General features: G+C 68.2%; 16 protein-coding genes. 9 read left to right on the top strand and 7 right to left on the bottom strand.

Going from position 1 to position 18,388, the window contains the following annotated elements; all coding sequences use genetic code 11:
• The first annotated feature begins 24 nt into the window (after positions 1 to 24).
• Entirely contained in the window at positions 25 to 915 is an 891-nt protein-coding gene (locus ACWDTD_RS10755; RefSeq protein WP_449747093.1) for a hypothetical protein, read from the top strand.
• Between the two features lie 13 nt (positions 916 to 928).
• Here the strand turns inward: ACWDTD_RS10755 and treY are convergent, their stop codons facing one another.
• The 5 genes from treY to ACWDTD_RS10730 all read right to left on the bottom strand — a co-directional run bounded on the left by treY (position 929) and on the right by ACWDTD_RS10730 (position 9,497).
• Positions 929 to 3,241, bottom strand: coding sequence for a malto-oligosyltrehalose synthase (gene treY, locus ACWDTD_RS10750; protein ID WP_449747092.1), 2,313 nt, complete (start codon positions 3,239 to 3,241; stop codon positions 929 to 931).
• A 3-nt stretch (positions 3,242 to 3,244) separates the two neighbouring features.
• The gene (gene glgX, locus ACWDTD_RS10745) at positions 3,245 to 5,962 is read right to left on the bottom strand and encodes a glycogen debranching protein GlgX (protein WP_449747091.1); all 2,718 of its coding nucleotides are present in this window, start codon (positions 5,960 to 5,962) and stop codon (positions 3,245 to 3,247) included.
• A 114-nt stretch (positions 5,963 to 6,076) separates the two neighbouring features.
• A complete protein-coding gene (locus ACWDTD_RS10740; protein WP_449747090.1) occupies positions 6,077 to 8,272 on the bottom strand; it encodes an acyltransferase family protein in 2,196 nt (731 codons plus the stop codon).
• Positions 8,273 to 8,437: 165 nt separating this feature from the next.
• Positions 8,438 to 9,082 carry a TetR/AcrR family transcriptional regulator gene (locus tag ACWDTD_RS10735; RefSeq protein ID WP_449747089.1) on the bottom strand — a complete coding sequence of 215 codons (645 nt, stop codon included), beginning with the start codon at positions 9,080 to 9,082 and terminating at the stop codon, positions 8,438 to 8,440.
• 67 nt (positions 9,083 to 9,149) lie between these two features.
• Positions 9,150 to 9,497, bottom strand: coding sequence for a VOC family protein (locus ACWDTD_RS10730; RefSeq protein WP_449747088.1), 348 nt, complete (start codon positions 9,495 to 9,497; stop codon positions 9,150 to 9,152).
• 136 nt (positions 9,498 to 9,633) lie between these two features.
• Here ACWDTD_RS10730 and ACWDTD_RS10725 point away from each other — a divergent pair, with 136 nt between their 5' ends.
• Genes ACWDTD_RS10725 through ACWDTD_RS10700 form a run of 6 tightly spaced genes read left to right on the top strand, consistent with a single transcriptional unit; the run spans position 9,634 to position 14,843 of the window.
• Positions 9,634 to 10,935 carry an adenosylmethionine--8-amino-7-oxononanoate transaminase gene (locus ACWDTD_RS10725; RefSeq protein ID WP_449747087.1) on the top strand — a complete coding sequence of 434 codons (1,302 nt, stop codon included), beginning with the start codon at positions 9,634 to 9,636 and terminating at the stop codon, positions 10,933 to 10,935.
• The gene (locus ACWDTD_RS10720) at positions 10,932 to 12,131 is read left to right on the top strand and encodes an 8-amino-7-oxononanoate synthase (protein ID WP_449747086.1); all 1,200 of its coding nucleotides are present in this window, start codon (positions 10,932 to 10,934) and stop codon (positions 12,129 to 12,131) included. Before ACWDTD_RS10725 ends, ACWDTD_RS10720 begins: the two co-directional genes overlap by 4 nt.
• Complete coding sequence (bioD, locus tag ACWDTD_RS10715; RefSeq protein ID WP_449747085.1) at positions 12,128 to 12,865, top strand: dethiobiotin synthase; 738 nt, start codon at positions 12,128 to 12,130, stop codon at positions 12,863 to 12,865. The genes ACWDTD_RS10720 and bioD overlap by 4 nt, the downstream gene beginning before the upstream one ends.
• Positions 12,862 to 13,908, top strand: a complete 1,047-nt coding sequence (gene bioB / locus ACWDTD_RS10710) for a biotin synthase BioB (protein ID WP_449747084.1) — start codon at positions 12,862 to 12,864, stop codon at positions 13,906 to 13,908. The genes bioD and bioB overlap by 4 nt, the downstream gene beginning before the upstream one ends.
• 45 nt (positions 13,909 to 13,953) lie before the next feature.
• The gene (gene bsaP, locus ACWDTD_RS10705; RefSeq protein WP_449747083.1) at positions 13,954 to 14,217 is read left to right on the top strand and encodes a biotin synthase auxiliary protein BsaP; all 264 of its coding nucleotides are present in this window, start codon (positions 13,954 to 13,956) and stop codon (positions 14,215 to 14,217) included.
• A 47-nt stretch (positions 14,218 to 14,264) separates the two neighbouring features.
• Positions 14,265 to 14,843 carry a DUF2567 domain-containing protein gene (locus tag ACWDTD_RS10700; RefSeq protein WP_449747082.1) on the top strand — a complete coding sequence of 193 codons (579 nt, stop codon included), beginning with the start codon at positions 14,265 to 14,267 and terminating at the stop codon, positions 14,841 to 14,843.
• On the opposite strand, the gene ACWDTD_RS10695 is transcribed toward ACWDTD_RS10700, so the two are convergent.
• On the bottom strand, positions 14,827 to 15,561 hold the full coding sequence (locus ACWDTD_RS10695) for an NUDIX hydrolase (protein WP_449747239.1): 735 nt from the start codon (positions 15,559 to 15,561) through the stop codon (positions 14,827 to 14,829). The two genes, ACWDTD_RS10700 and ACWDTD_RS10695, sit on opposite strands and share 17 nt — an antisense overlap.
• Positions 15,562 to 15,641: 80 nt before the next feature.
• The gene (locus ACWDTD_RS10690) at positions 15,642 to 16,139 is read right to left on the bottom strand and encodes a response regulator transcription factor (protein ID WP_449747081.1); all 498 of its coding nucleotides are present in this window, start codon (positions 16,137 to 16,139) and stop codon (positions 15,642 to 15,644) included.
• Between the two features lie 244 nt (positions 16,140 to 16,383).
• On the opposite strand from ACWDTD_RS10690, the gene nadA reads away from it, so the two are divergent.
• Positions 16,384 to 17,439 (top strand): quinolinate synthase NadA, encoded by a 1,056-nt coding sequence (gene nadA / locus ACWDTD_RS10685; protein ID WP_449747080.1) that lies wholly within the window; start codon positions 16,384 to 16,386, stop codon positions 17,437 to 17,439.
• The gene (gene nadC / locus ACWDTD_RS10680; protein WP_449747079.1) at positions 17,432 to 18,340 is read left to right on the top strand and encodes a carboxylating nicotinate-nucleotide diphosphorylase; all 909 of its coding nucleotides are present in this window, start codon (positions 17,432 to 17,434) and stop codon (positions 18,338 to 18,340) included. The genes nadA and nadC overlap by 8 nt, the downstream gene beginning before the upstream one ends.
• The last annotated feature ends 48 nt before the right edge of the window (positions 18,341 to 18,388 follow it).

The raw sequence follows: 18,388 nt of genomic DNA, 5'->3' as shown, positions 1-18,388 counted from the left end.
CACCGCCGAGACATTGGACTGTCGATGACCACCGAGAACACCACCGACGACACCTCGACCGACGAGCGTGCCCAGAATCCGGTCGAGCGTGCCCAGAACCCGGTCGAGCGTGCCCAGGATCCGGTTGAGCGTGCCCAGGACTCCGAGATCGTCCGCGCACCGAGGACGAAGGCGGCCCGAAAAGCGTCCACCCGTCGAGCCGCCGGCCAGAAGGATTCTGCCCAGCCGATCGCCGATGCCACAGACGATGCCGTGACCGACTCGTCCGGCGAGGCAGTCACCGACCCCGACACTCCGCAGAAGACCTCGCGGGGACGCGAGATCTCCTTCACCATCAACAGCGCGACCGTGGGCCGGGTGGTAGTTGCACTGCTCGTCGTCGCGGCGCTGGCCGGAGCCGGCATCCTCGGTTGGGCGTATCACCGCGATCAGCAGCGGCTTGCCGCGTTCGACGACGCGAAGACCGCCTCGAGCGAGTTCACCCTCAAACTCGTCAGCACGATGAACTCCGCGAACGTCGGCGACATGAAGTCGCTGCTCGGACCGCTCAGCACCGGTGAGTTCGCCAAGAACCTCGACCGGGAACAAAACGACGGCGCCAAGGTGATCCGCGACCTCAACGTGAAGGCCACGCCGACCATCAAGTCGGTGTCGGTGGAATCGTTCGACGCTACGCGGGCCTCGACCAGCGTTCTGGTGGAGGTGTCGGGCACCAGCAGCATCGCGCCCTCCGGCGGCAAGGAGTTGATGCTCGTGTGGTTGGACCTCGCGAACGAGGACGGCACCTGGAAGGTCGCGAAGCTCAGCGGAGCCCAGGCAGGTATCGGTGACCGTCAGGGCGGCGATGCCGGTGGGCAGAACCCGGCACCCACCCCAACCCCCGCTCCGGCACCGGCACCGGCACCGGGAGGCTGATCGGTCACGCCGATCAGTCGCGCAGCAGGATCGCCACCGGCTCTTCGGCCCGTAACTCGGCGAGATCGACCGTTCCGGTGAAGGTGGCGCCGGTGGTGGCGCGCCACGAACCGGCCGGCAGATCCAGGAACGTTGCGTGCGCGTCCTCGATGAGGCTGTGCGTGAAGCGCGCCGTGACGATCACGACCTGCGCTTGCCCGCCGAATCCGCGGGCAAACGCCACGGTGTGGTCGGATCCCGGTCCGTCGGCGTGCAGCGGCAGGTACTCGCCGTCCTGCCCGAACGCGTCCGGGTGCGTGCTGCGCACTCGCAGAGCCGTGCGGATGAGCCGCGCCTTGGGATGATCCAGCGACCGGTCGTAGTCGACGGGCCGACGGTTGTCGGGATCGACCAGTGAATCGTCCCACCATTCGGTGCCCTGATAGATGTCCGGCACACCCGGGCCGAGAAGAGCAATCGCCTTGCGGGCCAACGACTCCTGTTCCCATGCCGACGCGATGCGAGCGACGAACCGGGAGATCGAATCGCCGGCGGCGCCCGAGGTCACCTGGTCGATCCACTCACGGGTCTGGGTTTCGAATTCTTCGTTGATCTCGGTCCAGGTGGTGTGCAACCCGGCTTCGCGGGTTGCCTTCTGCGCATAGTCGTGAAGTCGTTCGCGCAGTTCGTCGGTGGCCTCGGCCGACCCGGGCGGGTCGCCGACCGGCCACACCCCGATGATGTTCTGCAGGAGGAAGTATCCGGTCAGGTCGTCGGGGGGAGGGCACTCCGACCACAATTCGTCCACGAGCAGGGACCAGCGCTGCGGCACCTGTGCGAGCAGCGCGATCCGCGCCCGCACGTCTTCGCCCCGTTTGGTGTCGTGGGTGGTTCCCGCCGACATCGACCGCGGCCAATCACGGGCGCGAGCAATGTTGTGCGCGTGAAAATCCGACAGACTCATCGTCGGCTCCGCGGGACTGCCGCCCACCTCCTGCGACGACACCAGACGCGCGGTCCGGTAGAACAGACTGTCCTCGACGCTCTTGGCCGTCACCGCACCGCAGGTCTGCGCCAGCCGCGAACTCGCCGCACCCGGGTGACGCGTGGCGGCAACGATGATGTCGAGTGCGGCGGCGAGATCGGTTCTGCGGCTGCCGATCTCGTTGGCGCAGGACACGAGCCGGGAACGCAGGGAGGGATAGTCGGCGCGGTAGACGCCGAGATCGGCGATCAGCTCGGCGGTCGCAGCGGCGACCGCCTCGACGTCGGCGTCCGGATCCGAATGCGTGATCGCCCGCACCAGCCGACGGTGTTCGGCCGGGAACTGGGCGTGCAGCGTGGCGAGCTTGCGTTCACGCTCGGCCGTGTGCAGCCAATGGGAGTCACCGGGCACCCCGGTGACACGCTCATGGATCTCGTCGAGTTCCACCACACCCGAGGGTGCGGTGAACAATGCGTCGATCACTCGCATCTGGTCGTACCCGGTGGTGCCCTCGACGGGCAGTTCGGGTTCGAGGGGTTCGTCGGCGGAGAGGATCTTCTCGATGTAGAGCAACCGTTCGGGTCCGACATCGCCGCGCAGACGCTCGAGGTAACTCATCGGCGACCACAACCCGTCCGGATGATCCACCCGCACCCCTTCGAGGAGATCCTCCTCGATCAGATCCTGCAGCCAGGCGTGCGACGCCGCATAGACGGCGTTGTCCTCCTGGCGCAATCCGGCGAGTTCGTTGACCGTGAAGAAGCGACGATAGCCGATCAGCCCGCTGTCCCAGGGCACGAGGCGATAGTGTTGTCGCGCATGAACATCGGTGGCCGAGCCGCCGAGCGTGCCCGGGGCGGTGGGATAGGCGTGATCGTAGTACCGCAGGATGCCATGACCGTCGACCGTCAGCGGTGACAGATCGCCGTCGGACGCGAGAACGGGCAGGGCGAGTTTCCCGTCGACGCCGTTGTCCGCCGAGAAGTCCGCGTCGAAGTAGGAGGCGAATCTCGACCCCGACCCGTGGCGCAGCAGATCGGTGAACCACGGGTTGCGCAGCGCCTCGGCCACCCCGGTGTGGTTGGGCACGATGTCGACGATGATCCCGATGCCACGCTCCCGCGCTTGGGCTCGCAACTCGCGCAGTCCGTCGACGCCGCCCAGCACGTGTGACACCTGTGGCGGCGGCACCCAGTCGTATCCGTGCGTCGATCCGGGCATGGCGGCACCGATCGGCGACAGATAGATGTGGCTGATGCCCAGGGCCGCAAGATGATCCAGGACCGCCGTGGTCTGCGCGAAACCGAAATCGGGGGTGAGCTGCACGCGGTAGGTGGCTACCGGTTCCGGGCGTGGTGGCATGGCTCAGGTGGTTGCCCGAAGGACGAGGAGCGATCGCGCGCCGATGGTGACCGTTCTGCCGTACTCGGCATCGATGACGTCGGAGTCGCCGGTCGGATGTGCGGTGTCCAGGACGCCCTGCCACTCGCGCGCCAGATGCTCCGGCGGCAGGGTGAAGTCGATGTCTCCGTAGTGCGCGTTGAAGAAGATCATGAAGCTGTCGTCGGAGATCCTCTCACCGCGCTCGTTGGTTTCGGCGATGCCGTTGCCGTTGAGGAATACCGCGAGACTCTTGCCGAAACCGCTGTCCCAGTCGGCGTTGGTCATCTCCTCCCCGTTCGGGGTGAACCACACGATGTCGAGGGCGTCGTGCCCCCAGCGGATGGGGCGCCCGGCGAAGAACCGCCGGCGCCGGAACACCGGATGTGCGGCCCGCAACGCGATCGCCTTGCGCGTGAACTCGAGCAGGTCGGCGTTCTTCTCCGCCAGCGACCAGTCCATCCACGCCAACGGGGAGTCCTGGCAGTAGACGTTGTTGTTGCCCAGTTGGGTGCGGCCGATCTCATCGCCGTGCGCCAGCATCGGGGTGCCCTGCGACAAGAACAGTGTGGCAAGGATGTTCCGTTGTTGGCGGGCCCTCAGCTCGAGGACCTCCGGGTCGTCGGTCGGACCCTCGACACCGCAGTTCCACGACCGGTTGTGGCTCTCGCCGTCGCGATTGTCCTCCCCGTTGGCCATGTTGTGTTTCTCGTTGTAGGACACGAGATCACGCAGCGTGAAACCGTCGTGGGCGATGACGAAGTTGATGCTGGCCGACGGCCGCCGGCCGGTGGCCTCGTACAGATCCGACGACCCCGTGAACCGGGACGCGAACTCGCCCAGGGTGGCCGGCTGGCTGCGCCAGTAGTCGCGAACGGTGTCGCGGTACTTCCCGTTCCACTCCGTCCACAACGGCGGGAAGTTGCCCACCTGGTATCCGCCCTCACCGATGTCCCACGGCTCCGCGATCAGCTTGACCTGGCTCACCACCGGATCCTGTTGCACCAGATCGAAGAACGACGACAGCCGGTCCACGTCGTGGAGCTCACGTGCAAGCGTGGATGCCAGGTCGAAACGGAAGCCGTCCACGTGCATCTCGAGTACCCAGTACCGCAGCGAATCCATGATGAGCTGAAGCGTGTGCGGGTGACGCCCGTTGAGACTGTTTCCGGTTCCGGTGTAGTCCATGTACATCTCGGGCTGGCCGTCGACAAGGCGGTAGTAGGCGGCATTGTCGATGCCGCGGAAGCAGACCGTGGGTCCGAGGTGATTGCCTTCGGCGGTGTGGTTGTAGACCACGTCGAGGATGACCTCGATGTCGGCGTTGTGGAACGCGCGCACCATCGCCTTGAACTCGGTGACCGCACTGCCCGGCTGATCCGGGTTGGACGCGTACTCCACATGGGGGGCGAAGAACCCGAACGTGTTGTAACCCCAGTAATTGCGCAATCCCTTGTCCTGCAGGACGAAATCCTGCATGAACTGGTGCACGGGCATCAACTCGATCGCGGTGACACCCAGCGACTTGAGGTGGTCGATGATCACCGGGTGACACAACCCGGCATAGGTGCCGCGCAGGTGTTCGGGGATGTCGGGGTGGGTGGCGGTCATGCCCTTCACGTGGGCCTCGTAGATCACCGTCCGGTGATACGGGCGTCGCGGCGAGCGATCGTGTTGCCAGTCGAAGTACGGGTTGATGACCACCGACAGCATGGTGTGCCCGAGTGAATCGAGTTGGGGCATCGAGTCATTCGGCTCGATCAGCTCGATCTCGCCGGTGATCGCGTACGCCGGGTCCTCGTTGATCTGCGGGTCGAAGACCTCGGCGCCCGTGCTCCCGGCCGATTCGCCGGTATCCGATTCGACCTCGCCCGATTCGTCGGCGTCGGTTGCGGCGGTGTCCGATTCGGTGGTGTCCGATTCGGCGGATTCCGCCGAAGTGTGCGGCGTGTCACCGTCATTGGCCACACCGGTGGCGGAGTCACTGGTGGGTGCGTCGTCGGATCCCGGCGTCGTGTCGTCTGCGGCGGCAGCGGACGAATCGTCGGCACCGTCGGCTGCCGGCGAACCCTGCTCCTCGACCCACTCCGGGGTCGGGGGCGCCTCGGGCGGAACCGGTTCGGGTATCGGGTAGGAGAAGAGCGACGCGTCGCCGTCGAACTCGCCGTGAAAGGCTTTGCCGTACGGATCGAGCAACAGTTTCGAGGGATCGCACCGCAGGCCGCGCGAGGGATCATAGGGTCCGTAGATGCGATAGCCGTAGAACTGACCGGGTCCGATGTTGGGCAGGTAGCAGTGCCAGCAGTAGCCGTCGACCTCGTCGAGAACGATGCGCCGTTCCTTGCCGTCACGGTCGATCAGGCACAACTCCACCGCGTCGGCGACTTCGGAGAACAGCGAAAAGTTGGTTCCCACACCGTCATACGTTGCACCGAGCGGATACGGCGACCCGGGCCAGACAGGGATCGGGGTCGGTTCGGGTTCGATCAGCGCCTCGGCCTGTTGCGGCGTGGCCGGCGGTACCCCGGGCTCTGGCGGTACCTCGACCGCGGTGTGAGGTGGCCGGGCCGTCGTCGCGTCGGCGACGCGACCCGATGCCTGTGCGTCCGTGCCCGGTGCCGGTTCCGGCGTGGACGTGCTGGAGCGTGGGGTGTCGGATGCGGGGTCGGCGACGGGCTGCTCGCCGCCGGTGGGTGATGTCATACCCACCTTCCTGAGAGGGTCATGTACCGACACTAGCGGCGATCGTGGCCGACGACATCTCGGAGCCACGCTCGCCGGGGGTGGGGCGTCGCTCGACCGGCGACGCGGCGCAGGTCAGCGCGGGGCGGGGCCTGTCCACGGCAGGGCGCGCGCCATCTGGGCGCCCAGACCGTCGGTGAGACTTCGCACATATGTCGCGCTCAGATGGTGCCAGTCCTTGTAGACGATAATGTTTCCCACCACCGCCGGGCACAGTGATTCATTGCAGATCCCGTCCGAGAGATCCAGTGAATGGAACAGCGGTTTGCCCTCGGCGAACTCGTCGGCCGGATTGGTCGGGGAGAGCACACGTGCACGCACCGATCCGCACGAGATGGCGTCGCCGCCGTTGGCCAGGCACGTCGGGGTGTCCAGGGAACCTCCCGGCCCCATCGGCCACGGTGTGTCGCGCATCCCGAGCACGGGGATGCCGGCGTCCATGAACTCGGTGAAGATGGGCTTGTAGTCGTCGGGCATCCAATCGCCGGCCTGCAAATCGCGGGGCCGGGTGGAGTTGGTGAACACCGCATCGGGTTTGTCGGCGATGATCTTCGCCATCACACGTTGCACCCAGTCGTGGCACTGGGGGTAGGGCACACCCCGCTGTTTGGGCACCAACTCGGTGGACAGCGGGCACCCCATCTTCACGTAGGTCGTCACCTTGAAGTGGTTGCGTTTGCCGAGTTCGTCGAGGGCGGTGATCCAGAATTCGGCGTGTGAGCCGCCGGCGAGCGCCACTGTTCTCCTGGCCGACGGATCGCCGTAGACGCCGACGTGGATGTCCGGGTCCTCGAACGAGCTCATGAAGCCGTCGGTCGAGGTCGCCGGAAAATCCTTGAGCACCGCCAGCGGCGTGGGCTGCGGATCGAGGGCAGGCACCGGCCAGCCGTCGAGCAGCGCGCGTGCCCCGGGGAACGAGTGGGGGTCGAGGTTCGCCGTGTCGACCACCGTGTTGGTGACGTGGCGATCCCATGCCCGGATGCCCACCCCGACGACCAGAGTGGCCGCCACCAGCATCGTTGTCACCACCGAGGTGTAGCCCAGCCAGCGGGGCCGTCCCTGCCGGTCACCCTTGGCCAGCCGCGACCGGTCGCCGGTACGCAGCGGGTCCTCGACATATCGTTTGGTGAGCCACGCCAGTCCGATGGACACGCCCAGCAGCCCGACACCCTCGACGAAGTTCGCGTGATTCTTGCCGCGCCAGGTGAGGTAGAAGATCAGCAGCGGCCAGTGCCACAGGTACAACGCGTAGGCGATCGTGCCGAGCCACACCGGCCATCGACCGGCCAGCATCCGGTTCACCGCGGGCTGACCCTGCGGTGAGATGCGGGAGTGTCGCGGTTGTTGTAGCGCGGTCGCGCCGGCCCAGATGATCAACAGGGTGGAGCCCACCGGCACCAGTGCCCACGGTCCCGGGTAGGAGTCGACGCCGTCGATCCACCAGCCGCAGGTGACGATCAGACCCAGCGCGACAGCGGCGACGACGTTACGCAGCCAATTGGGTACCCGCACCGACGGCAACCAGATGGCCAGAAGGCCACCCGCCAGTGGCTCCCACAGGCGCGAGAACGTGTCGTAGTAGTTCCACTGCTGATTGATGCCCATGCGCATGTGCGCCCAGTAGAACGAGAACGCGGCGATGCCGAGTAACGCCAGGCCCACCAGGAGTCTGATGGTCTGCGGCCGGGCGATCGGGGCGATCGCCGTGGCGGCGAGTTTGATCAGCCCGGCGGCGAGCATCGCGAGCAACAGGGTGCCGAGGAAGAACTGGCCCTGCACCGACATCGACCAGATGTGTTGCAGGGGACTGTTCGCCGAACTCGCCGCGAGGTAATTCTGGGAGTTCAGCGCCAGATACCAGTTCTGGTAGTAGAGCGCCGACGCCTGCAACTCCCGGCCGATGTTCACCCACCGCGTCTGCGGCAGCACCACGACGGTGAGCACCGCCACCGCGATCAGCACGGTGAACAGGGCGGGCAACAAACGGCGAAGCAGCCGCTTGAGTCGGGGCCACGGGTTGACGGTGTCGAAGAAGGTGACGTGCGGTGCCTGGCTGTTGATGGTGTGCCGCAACAGCGACCCGATGAAGAAGAACCCCGACAACGCCAGGAACACGTCCACACCGCCGGAGACGCGGCCGAACCAGATGTGGAAACACGCCACGAGGGTGATCGCGATGCCGCGCAGGCCGTCGAGGTCTGTGCGGTATGCGGGAACCGGCGGGACGGATGTCGTCACTTCCGGCGCGGCTACACGTGTCGGGGCTGCCACGGGGTCGAGCGGTCCTTCGGATCGGGAATGGTGGTTGAGCGGCCGAATGAGGTGGATCCGGATCACCGGAGACGGTCTTCGGTCGCGTTGCAATCTACCCGGAGAAGCTGTGAAAACCCGATTCGTGAGGCCGCCGACACACGCCCCAAAACCTGGTGGCTTTCATTATTCGGGCAATTCGGCCGCGGCCGGTCCCTGTCCGGGATCGAGGTGTGTGCTGCGCATCCGGGCGCCATCGATCAGGACGCCGAGGGCATCGGTGAACTCGGCGTCGAAATCGCGGCCCGACGGCCCGGTCACCCCCAGCCGCTCCATCTGTGCGCGGGTCTGTTCTTCGATGGTCAGGCCGATGATCAGCTGACAGATGGCTGTCGACACCGCGTGTGCGTCGCGGGTGGAGAGTCCACCCGCGCGTGCCGCGGCGGTCAGGTGGTCGGCGACGGCGCGGCTTGCGAGGCCGCTCGCCCAGGCCGAGGACACCACCTCGGCACTGTCGGGAACGCGGAGCAATTGTCGACGCATCGCGACGGCGATGTCGGCGAGGCCCCGATCCCAATCGACGGCGTCCCAATCGACGGTGTCCCATTCGGCGGTGTCCCATCCGCGGGTGTCGGCGGTGGGGGAGACGCCGTGCAAGATGTCGTCGGCGAGCGCCGCGAGCAGCGTCTGCTTGTCGGGGAAATGCCAGTAGAGGGCGTTGGGGCGAACCCCCACCTCCGTCGCGAGCCGACGCATGGACAGGTCGGCGAGGCTGTGGTGCACGAGGATCTCGCGTGCGGCGCGCAGGATGTCGGCTCGGGTGGTGCTCACCGCGGGCCACCGGTCGACGGTCGGGGGTGATCTGTCGACGGTCGGTGATCGCCGGTGGGTTGTCCGCTCACTCGGCCGGGGCCACGCAGAACTGGTTTCCGTCGGGATCGGCGAGGACCGTCCACGCGAACCCGGGCATCTCCCGATCGGCCACCTTGGCGGCGCCGGCGGCCAGCAGGCGCTCGACCTCGGCGGCGGGGTCGGGGGCCGACAGGTCGAGGTGAATCCGGTTCTTGCCCTCAGTGGGGTCGTCGACCCTCTGAAATGACAGACGCATTCCCGACGGCAGGCCCACCACCACGTACCACCCCTCGTTCTCGGTGAGGATCTTCCCGCCGGTCTGCTCGGCCCACCAGTGCGCGAGGGGGATCGGATCGGTGGTGTCGACGGTGATCATGCCGAGCGTCAATGCCATGGACTTCACCCTAGGACACCCGGGCGCTGGTATCGGCGGTGGTGGTGGGCGACCGGATCGGCGCTCCTGTACACCGTCCAGGCCCGCCTGTACAGTGTCCAAGACCTGCCCCGGCCCCCTGGAGGACGACCCGACCGTGGACCCCGCGACCATCAGCCGCATCGATGCCGAGCACATCTGGCATCCCTACGGTGCGGTGCCGTCGGCGTCCTCGCCGCTGGTGGTGACGTCGGCGAGCGGTGTGCGGTTGCAGCTGGCCGACGGTTCTGAGGTGGTCGACGGCATGAGCTCGTGGTGGGCGGCCATCCACGGCTACCGGCATCCGGTGCTCGACGCGGCCGTGCGCGGCCAGCTCGACTCGATGAGTCACGTGATGTTCGGCGGCCTCACCCACGAGCCGGCCGCGCGACTGGCGCTACTACTCGTCGACATCACTCCCGCGCCACTCGACAAGGTGTTCTTCAGCGACTCCGGTTCGGTCGCCGTGGAGGTGGCCGCGAAGATGGCGTTGCAGTACTGGCGGGGTCGCGGGCAGCCGCGTCGAACCCGGCTGCTCACCTGGCGCGGCGGCTATCACGGTGACACGTTCACGCCGATGAGCGTGTGCGATCCGGTCGGCGGGATGCATGCGATGTGGTCGGGCGTGCTCACCGAGCAGGTGTTCGTGCCCGCGCCTCCCGCCGACTTCGACGCCGACTACGTGCGCGAGTTCGAGGCGACGGTCGCCGCCCGCCGTGACGAACTCGCCGCCGTCATCGTGGAACCGATCGTGCAGGGCGCCGGCGGCATGCGTTTTCACCCCAGCGCCTACCTCGCCGAATTGCGCCGCATCTGCGACGAGCAGGACGTACTGCTCGTCTTCGACGAGATCGCCACCGGATTCGGACGGACCGGAACGCTGTTCGCCGCCGATGCGGCCGCGGTGAGCCCGGACATCATGTGCGTCGGCAAGGCGCTGACCGGCGGGTACCTGAGTCTGGCAGCCACCCTGTGCACGACGGAAGTGGCCGCGGTGATCGGTGCGGGTGAGGCCGGCGGGCTGGCGCACGGACCCACCTTCATGGCCAATCCACTGGCGTGTGCGGTCGGCGCCGCATCCACCGAGCTGTTGCTGTCGGGACCATGGCAACGCCGCGTCGCCGACATCGAGTCGGGCCTGCGGCGTGGTCTGGCCCCGCTGGTCGACGCCGACGGGGTAGCCGACGTGCGAGTACACGGAGCCATCGGCGTCGTCGAACTCGACCGTGCTGTCGACATGTCCGCGGCCACCGGCGCCGCGGTGGCATCCGGTGTGTGGTTGCGCCCGTTCCGCAACCTCGTCTACGCGATGCCGCCCTATGTGTGCACCGACGACGACATCGCCACCATCACCGCGGGTATGCGGTCGGCGGTGGCGGCTGCGACTCGCGATCTGCGGACCGTCGGGGCCGCTCGATGACCACCCTGCACCCGGTGCCCCCCGGGATTCGTGCCGGCGCGGGCGGACCGGAGTCCGCGCTCGACTGGCTGACCGATGCGGCAGCGGTGCGCGCATCGCGCGGGCTGCACCGCGAACCGGTGATCCGCGACGCCGCGCTGCTCAACCTCGCCTCCAACGACTACCTCGGTCTGTCCGCCCATCCCGACGTGCTCGCCGGCGCGCATGCCGCCTTGGCGCAGTGGGGTGCGGGCGCCACCGCGTCGCGACTCGTGGTCGGCACCACGCGGCTGCACACCGATTTCGAGGACGACTTCGCCGACTTCCTCGGTTTCGATGCCGCCCTAGTCTTCTCGTCGGGATACCTGGCCAATGTGGGTGCCATCACGGCACTGGCCGGCCGGGGTGACCTCATCGTCTCCGACACCGGCACGCATGCCTCGCTCATCGACGGGTGCCGCTTGTCGCGGGCACGGGTGGAGGTGGTCGGGCGCGGTGACGTCGACGCGGTCGCCGCGGCGCTGCGCAACCGCGCCGAGAAGCGAGCGCTGGTGGTCACCGATTCGGTCTATTCGATCGACGGAGAGCCAGCACCGGTCGCCGCGCTGTATGCCGCGGCGCGAGAGCATGGCGCGGTGCTGCTGGTGGACGAGGCGCATGCCGTGGGTGTGCGGGGGCCGGGCGGCCGTGGCCTGGTGGCCGAGGCGGGACTGTCCGGGGCCACCGACCTCGTGGTGACCGCAGTGTGCTCGAAATCTCTTGGCGCACAAGGTGGAGCAGTGTTCGGTACGCCCGCGCTGCGTGCCCATCTCATCGACACCGCGCGACCGTTCATCTTCGACACCGGCCTCAACCCGGCCGCCGTCGGTGCCGCGCGCGCCGCGCTCGGGGTGTTGCGGCAGCACCCCGATCTGCCGGAACGGTTGCACCACAACGCTCTTCGGATGGCGCGCGGACTCGGCGCGCCCGCTCCGGCCGCCGCGGTGATCTCGGTGATCCTCGGCGACCCGCGCGACGCCGTCGCGGCCGCCGCGACGTGCCGCGACCGCGGTGTCCTCGTCGGATGCTTCCGGCCGCCGTCGGTACCGGTGGGCACCTCACGGCTGCGGATCACCGTGCGCGCCGATCTCGACGACTCGACCCTCGACGAGGCTGCGGCCGTGATCGACGGCGTCGTGCGGTCCTATGCGCAGAACTCGTCGGCGGTGAGCCGATGAGCCGCATCCTGACGGTCGTGGGAACGTCCACCGACGTGGGCAAGACCATCGTGACGGCGGCGGTGGCCGCGGTGGCCCGACACGCCGGGGCGCGGGTGGCGGTGTGCAAGCCGGCGCAGACCGGCATGGCGCCCGACGAGCCCGGCGACCTCGCGGTGGTCGAACAACTCTCGGGTGTGCACAGCACCCTGGAATGCGCCCGGTACCCCGAGCCGCTCGCACCGGAGACGGCCGCGATTCGTGCCGGCTTGCCGCAACTCGACCGCGCCGAACTGGCCGACGCGGTGCTGGACCTGGCCGTCGGCCACGATCTGACCCTGATCGAGGGTGCCGGCGGTGTGCTGGTGCGGCTGGCCACCGACCTCACGATCGTCGATGTCGCGCAAGACGTGGCGGCCGAGGCGGTCGTGGTGGTGCCCGCGGGCCTGGGCGCACTCAATCACGCGGAACTGACCGTCACCGCACTCCGATCGGCGGGGGTGCGTCCCGCCGGCCTGGTCATCGGCTCATGGCCGGCCGACCCCGACCTGGCCATGCGCTGCAACCGCATCGACCTGCCCCGGCTCACCGGCGTCGACGTGGTCGGGGCGATCCCCGCGGGGGCGGGCACGCTGCCGCCCGAGCGGTTTCGCGCCGCCGCACCCACCTGGTTCGAGCCCGGTTTCGCGTCGAGCGTGCCCACATCCGCGTCGAGCGTGCCCACATTCCAGCCCATCGAAGGAGTTCATCCATGACCCAGGCCCCGGTCGACCCGCTCGCCGCGTCCACCACCACCCCGGCAGGCGGCGACATCCTCGACGTCGCCCGCGTCCGCGTCCTCGAGCGCGGCGAGGCACTCGACCGAGCACAGGTTCTCGAGGTGCTGCGCCTACCCGACGATCGCCTGACCGAACTGCTGCAACTCGCCCACGACGTCCGGATGCGTTGGTGCGGGCCGGAGGTCGAGGTGGAGGGCATCATCTCGCTCAAGACCGGCGGCTGCCCCGAGGACTGCCACTTCTGTTCGCAGTCGGGGCTGTTCGCATCGCCGGTACGCAGCGCCTGGATCGACATCCCGTCGCTCGTCGAGGCGGCCAAGCAGACCGCGAAGACCGGGGCCACCGAGTTCTGCATCGTCGCCGCTGTCCGCGGCCCCGACAAGCGGCTGCTCAGCCAGGTCGCGGCGGGCATCGAGGCGATCCGCAACGAGGTCGACATCCAGATCGCCTGCAGTCTGGGCATGCTCACCCAGGAGCAGGTCGACGCGCTACGCGACATGGGCGTGCACCGCTACAACCACAATCTGGAGACCGCGCGCAGCCACTTCCCCAACGTGGTGACCACCCACACCTGGGAGGAGCGGTGGGACACGCTGCGCATGGTCCGCGATGCGGGCATGGAGGTGTGTTGCGGCGGCATCCTCGGTATGGGGGAGACCCTCGAACAACGTGCCGAGTTCGCCGCCGACCTCGCCGCCCTCGAACCCGACGAGGTGCCGCTGAACTTTCTCAACCCCCGACCGGGCACACCTTTCGGCGATCTCGACGTGCTCCCCGCGGCCGAGGCGCTCAAGGCGGTGGCCGCGTTCCGGCTCGCGCTGCCGCGCACCATCCTGCGCTTCGCGGGTGGACGGGAGATCACGCTGGGCGACCTCGGCGCCAAGCAAGGCATCCTGGGTGGTATCAATGCGGTGATCGTCGGCAACTACCTCACCACGCTGGGGCGGCCCGCCGAGGATGACCTCGACCTGCTCAACGATCTGTCGATGCCGATCAAAGCGCTCAACGACAGCATCTGACGACGGCCGCAGTCCGTGGACCGCGGTACTTGAGGAGACACCCCGATGACCCCACCGGCCGCCACCGATCGCCCCATCGACGTCCCGGGGCCGCTACACGAGCCCCGTAGGTACGGGCTCTACACGGGCATCCAACTCGAGGTCGAGTCCCCCGACGCGGTGCCTGCCGCCGCCCGCCTCGGTCTGGAACCACCACGCTTCTGCGGGCAATGCGGCCGCCGGATGGTGGTGCAGATCAGGCCCGACGGGTGGTCGGCGCGCTGCTCGCGGCACGGCAGCGTCGATTCCGCCGAACTGAGCCGACGATGAATTGGGGCAGACGATGAACCGGGGCCGACGATGAATTGGGGCCGACGATGAACCGGGGCCGGCCCGCCTCTCCGATCGTCGCCGTCGCGGCATCGGTCCTGCTGCTCGGCGTGGTTGCCGGCGCGATATGGGCGGTGACCACACCCGCGATGGCCGGCTCGGTGACCGCCGAAGGCCCGGCCGTACCGGCCGGACAACTCGGCGAGGAATTCGCCGGCGTGGGCGCGTTCTGTCTGCTGATGTTCGGATACGGCGTGGTCTCGGCGATCGTGGCCTGGGTCGCGGCCCGTCGCTGGCGCGGGGTGGCGGGATTCGGCGTGCTGTTCGTCGCGGTGCTCGCCGGGTCGGCCATCGCGGGCTGGGTGGGTACCCGGGTCGCGCACCTGCACTTCACCGACCCGCACTCGGCCGCGGTGGGCGAGACGTTCCGCGTGGTGCCCGACCTCTGGTCCGACGGTGTGACCAGCGCCGGATACACGGCGCCGTGGATCGTGCTCATCTGCGCGCCGCTCGCCGCGACACTGGTCTATCTGCTCTGCACGTTGGCCACCCGTAGCGCCGACCTCGGCGTCGGCGACGGAGCCGAGGAGACGATCCCCGCCGAATCGGTCACATCGGGGGCTTGAGCGTCGCGAACTCGTCGGTGACCCGTAACTCGTTGTCGGCGAACGCATACAGTGCCGGCGGTCGCCCACCTGCGCGACCGGTCCGACCCAGGGTGCCGGTGGCCACCACCACGCCCCGGCGACTCAGGACCCGCAGCAAATTGGTGGTGTCGACGGCGTACCCGAGTGCGGCGCCGTAGATCTCCGAGAGCTCCGACATCGGGAACCGAGCCGGCGCGAGCGCGAACGCGATATTGGTGTAGGAGAGTTTCGCCGCCAGACGATGGCGCCCGGCGGCGATGATGTCGGCGTGGTCGTAGGCGAGTCCGCTCAACAACGAGTCGACCGGATGCCATGACGCGGTCGACGGCAGTGAGGCCGGCGCGTCGGTGGGCACCAGCCCCAGGTATGTCGATGCGATCGTTCGGGTCCCGGGAACCCGCTGTGGGTCGGAGAACACCGAAAGCTGTTCCAGGTGAGCTACTTTGCGCACATCCATCTGCTCGGCGAGTAGGCGGCGCGCGCATTCGGCGAGCGTTTCGTCCGGTGCCACGTCGGCGCCGGGCAGCGCCCAGGGACCAGAGGGCGACCGTCGCCACAGCAGTACACACAGGGCGGGCCGGGCCTCGGCATCGGTGCGTCGCACCTGGAACACCGCACTGAGAACCTCGACGTGCAGCGGGTTCGGGTGGTGTCCGCCCTCCGTCCCGGACGACGGGTCCCCAGGAGCGGCAGGCAACGACATGGCGTCGATTGTATGGGTGTCGCAATCCCGTCCGGCGCCGCACCGGCACGCGGTGGACGTCGACGCACCTGCCCTCAGAGTTCGTCGAGCTTCACCATGCCGTCCTGGATCGCGCGCGCGACCAGCGCGGCCTTGGTGCGCGCCGGGCGGCCCGCGTCGGCGTACTTGGCGCGGATGCGAGCGAGATGAGTGTTGACCGTGCCCACCGAGATCACGAGGCGTCGGGCGGCGACCGACTTGGAGTCGGTCAGCAGCCAGGTGCGCAGCACCTCGACCTCACGTGAGGTCAACGGCACCGGGGTATGGCTCTGGGCCGACGCCGACGACGTGTCCGATGCGGGCTCGGTGATCGGACGCAGGTGGGTGCCGCGGTGACCGGGTGGGCTCGGAGCGATGACGCGTCGTGCTGCGAGGCGTTCGAGGGCCTCTTGCCGGCGGCGGACTGCTTCGAGTGGCGTCGAATATGTGGTGCGACGGCCGAGGCTGGGGGAGATCACCGTGGGTGAGAGCGGCCGGGGGGTTGAGCCCGTGCTGCTGTTGTCGCCTGTCGATGTGTCAAGTGTCGAGGTCATGGCGGTGTCTCCCTGAGGATCAGGCATGGATGTCGGCGGGATTTGCTGACACGTACGATGCTAGGTCTCGAATCGGACACGCAAACGCGTAGTCCACTACTCGAATCGCAACAGGGAATGCGCGCGTTACACCGGGTGTTGCGATGAGTAGTGTTTTCGACCTATAGTCGAAAACCTGATCCGCGGGCCGACCCGTTCCGCGGGATGACCGGCCCCACCAGGGTCGATGTTTCAGGAGTGGCAGATGAGCATCATCAGTGAGCGTCCCGCAGGCTTCGGTCCGGACCTGCTGCACGCCGAATACAGCGATGGGCCCGGCGGTTACACGGGGGTCGAGCCGACCCGGGAGTGGGCGCAGGAGGTTCGTCGCCTCGCGCGTGCCCGGAACGCGACACTGCTCGCGCACAACTACCAGCTGCCCGCCATCCAGGATGTCGCCGACCACGTCGGTGACTCGCTCGCGCTCTCCCGCATCGCCGCCGAGGTCGACGCCGACGAGATCGTGTTCTGCGGCGTGCACTTCATGGCCGAGACGGCCAAGATCCTGAGTCCGGACAAGCGGGTGCTGATCCCCGACGCGCGGGCCGGCTGCTCGCTCGCCGACTCGATCACCGCCGACGACCTGCGCGCCTGGAAGGCCGAGTACCCCGACGCGGTGGTCGTGTCGTATGTCAACACCACCGCGGAGGTCAAGGGGCTCACCGACATCTGCTGCACGTCGTCGAACGCCGTCGATGTGGTGGCCTCCATCGATCCCGACCGTGACGTCCTGTTTCTGCCCGACCAGTTCCTCGGAGCGCACGTCAAGCGCGAGACCGGACGCGACAACATCCACATCTGGGCCGGCGAATGCCACGTCCACGCGGGGATCAACGGTGATGAGCTCACCGCGCAGGCCGAGGCGCATCCCGACGCCGACCTGTTCATCCACCCCGAGTGCGGTTGCGCCACCTCGGCGCTGTATCTGGCCGGGGAGGGAGCGGTGCCCGACGAGCGGGTCAAGATCCTGTCCACCGGCGGGATGCTCGACGCCGCCCGCGAGACCGGTGCCAAGCAGGTCCTGGTGGCCACCGAGATCGGCATGCTGCACCAGTTGCGCAAGGCTGCACCGGGGATCGACTTCCAAGCGGTCAACGACCGCGCATCCTGCCCGTACATGAAGATGATCACCCCCGCCGCGTTGCTTCGCGCGCTGCGCGAGGGCCGTGACGAGGTGTTCGTCGCCGACGACGTGGCCGACCGTGCCCGCAAGAGCGTCGAGCGGATGATCGCGATCGGCAACCCCGGTTCCGGTGAGTGAGGCGTCGGGGGCCTTCATCGGACAGGCTGAGGCGCCCACCGAACTCGACCTCGCCATCACCGACGAGATCCGCGCCCTGATCCGCACCGCACTCGACGAGGATCTGCGTTACGGACCCGATGTGACCACCATGGCCACCGTCGCGCCCGGGAGCTCGGTGGACGCGGCAATCGTCAGCCGTGCCGACGGTGTTCTCGCCGGACTTCCGGTGGTGCTCGCGGTGCTCGACGAGGTGATCGGCGTGGGCGCCTACGAGGTCACCGAGTGCGTCGCCGACGGCAGCCGGATCTCGGCGGGCGACGCCGTTCTGTCCGTACACGCGCCGACGGCCGCGCTGCTCACCGCCGAGCGCACCGCACTCAACCTCGTGTGCCACCTGTCGGGGATCGCGACGGCGACCTCCCACTGGGTCGACGCCGTCGACGGCACCCATGCCCGGATCCGGGACTCGCGTAAGACATTGCCCGGCCTGCGTTACCTGCAGAAGTACGCGGTCCGCGCGGGCGGTGGGGTCAACCACCGGATGGGACTCGGCGACACGGCGCTGATCAAGGACAACCATGTGGCCGCGGCGGGATCGGTGGCCGCTGCCCTGAAGGCGGTCCGCGCCGCCGCACCCGACCTGCCGGTCGAAGTGGAGGTCGACTCGCTCGATCAGCTCGACGAGGTGTTGGGTCTTGAGCCGCAGTTGGTTCTGCTCGACAACTTCGAGGTGTGGGCGACGCAGATGGCGGTGCAGCGCCGCAACTCGCGCGCACCGCAGACCAAGCTGGAGAGCTCCGGCGGACTGAGCCTCGACGTCGCCGCCGATTACGCCCGCACCGGTGTCGACTATCTGGCCGTGGGGGCACTGACCCACTCGGTCACCGCGCTCGACCTCGGTCTCGACATTCCCGCATAACGGACCGTCGTCGTCCGCGAGTGGTGCGACGCTGGTCCCAGCACGCGA

The organism is Gordonia sp. NPDC003425 (genome assembly GCF_053588635.1).
This window is presented reverse-complemented; position numbering and strand designations above follow the sequence as displayed.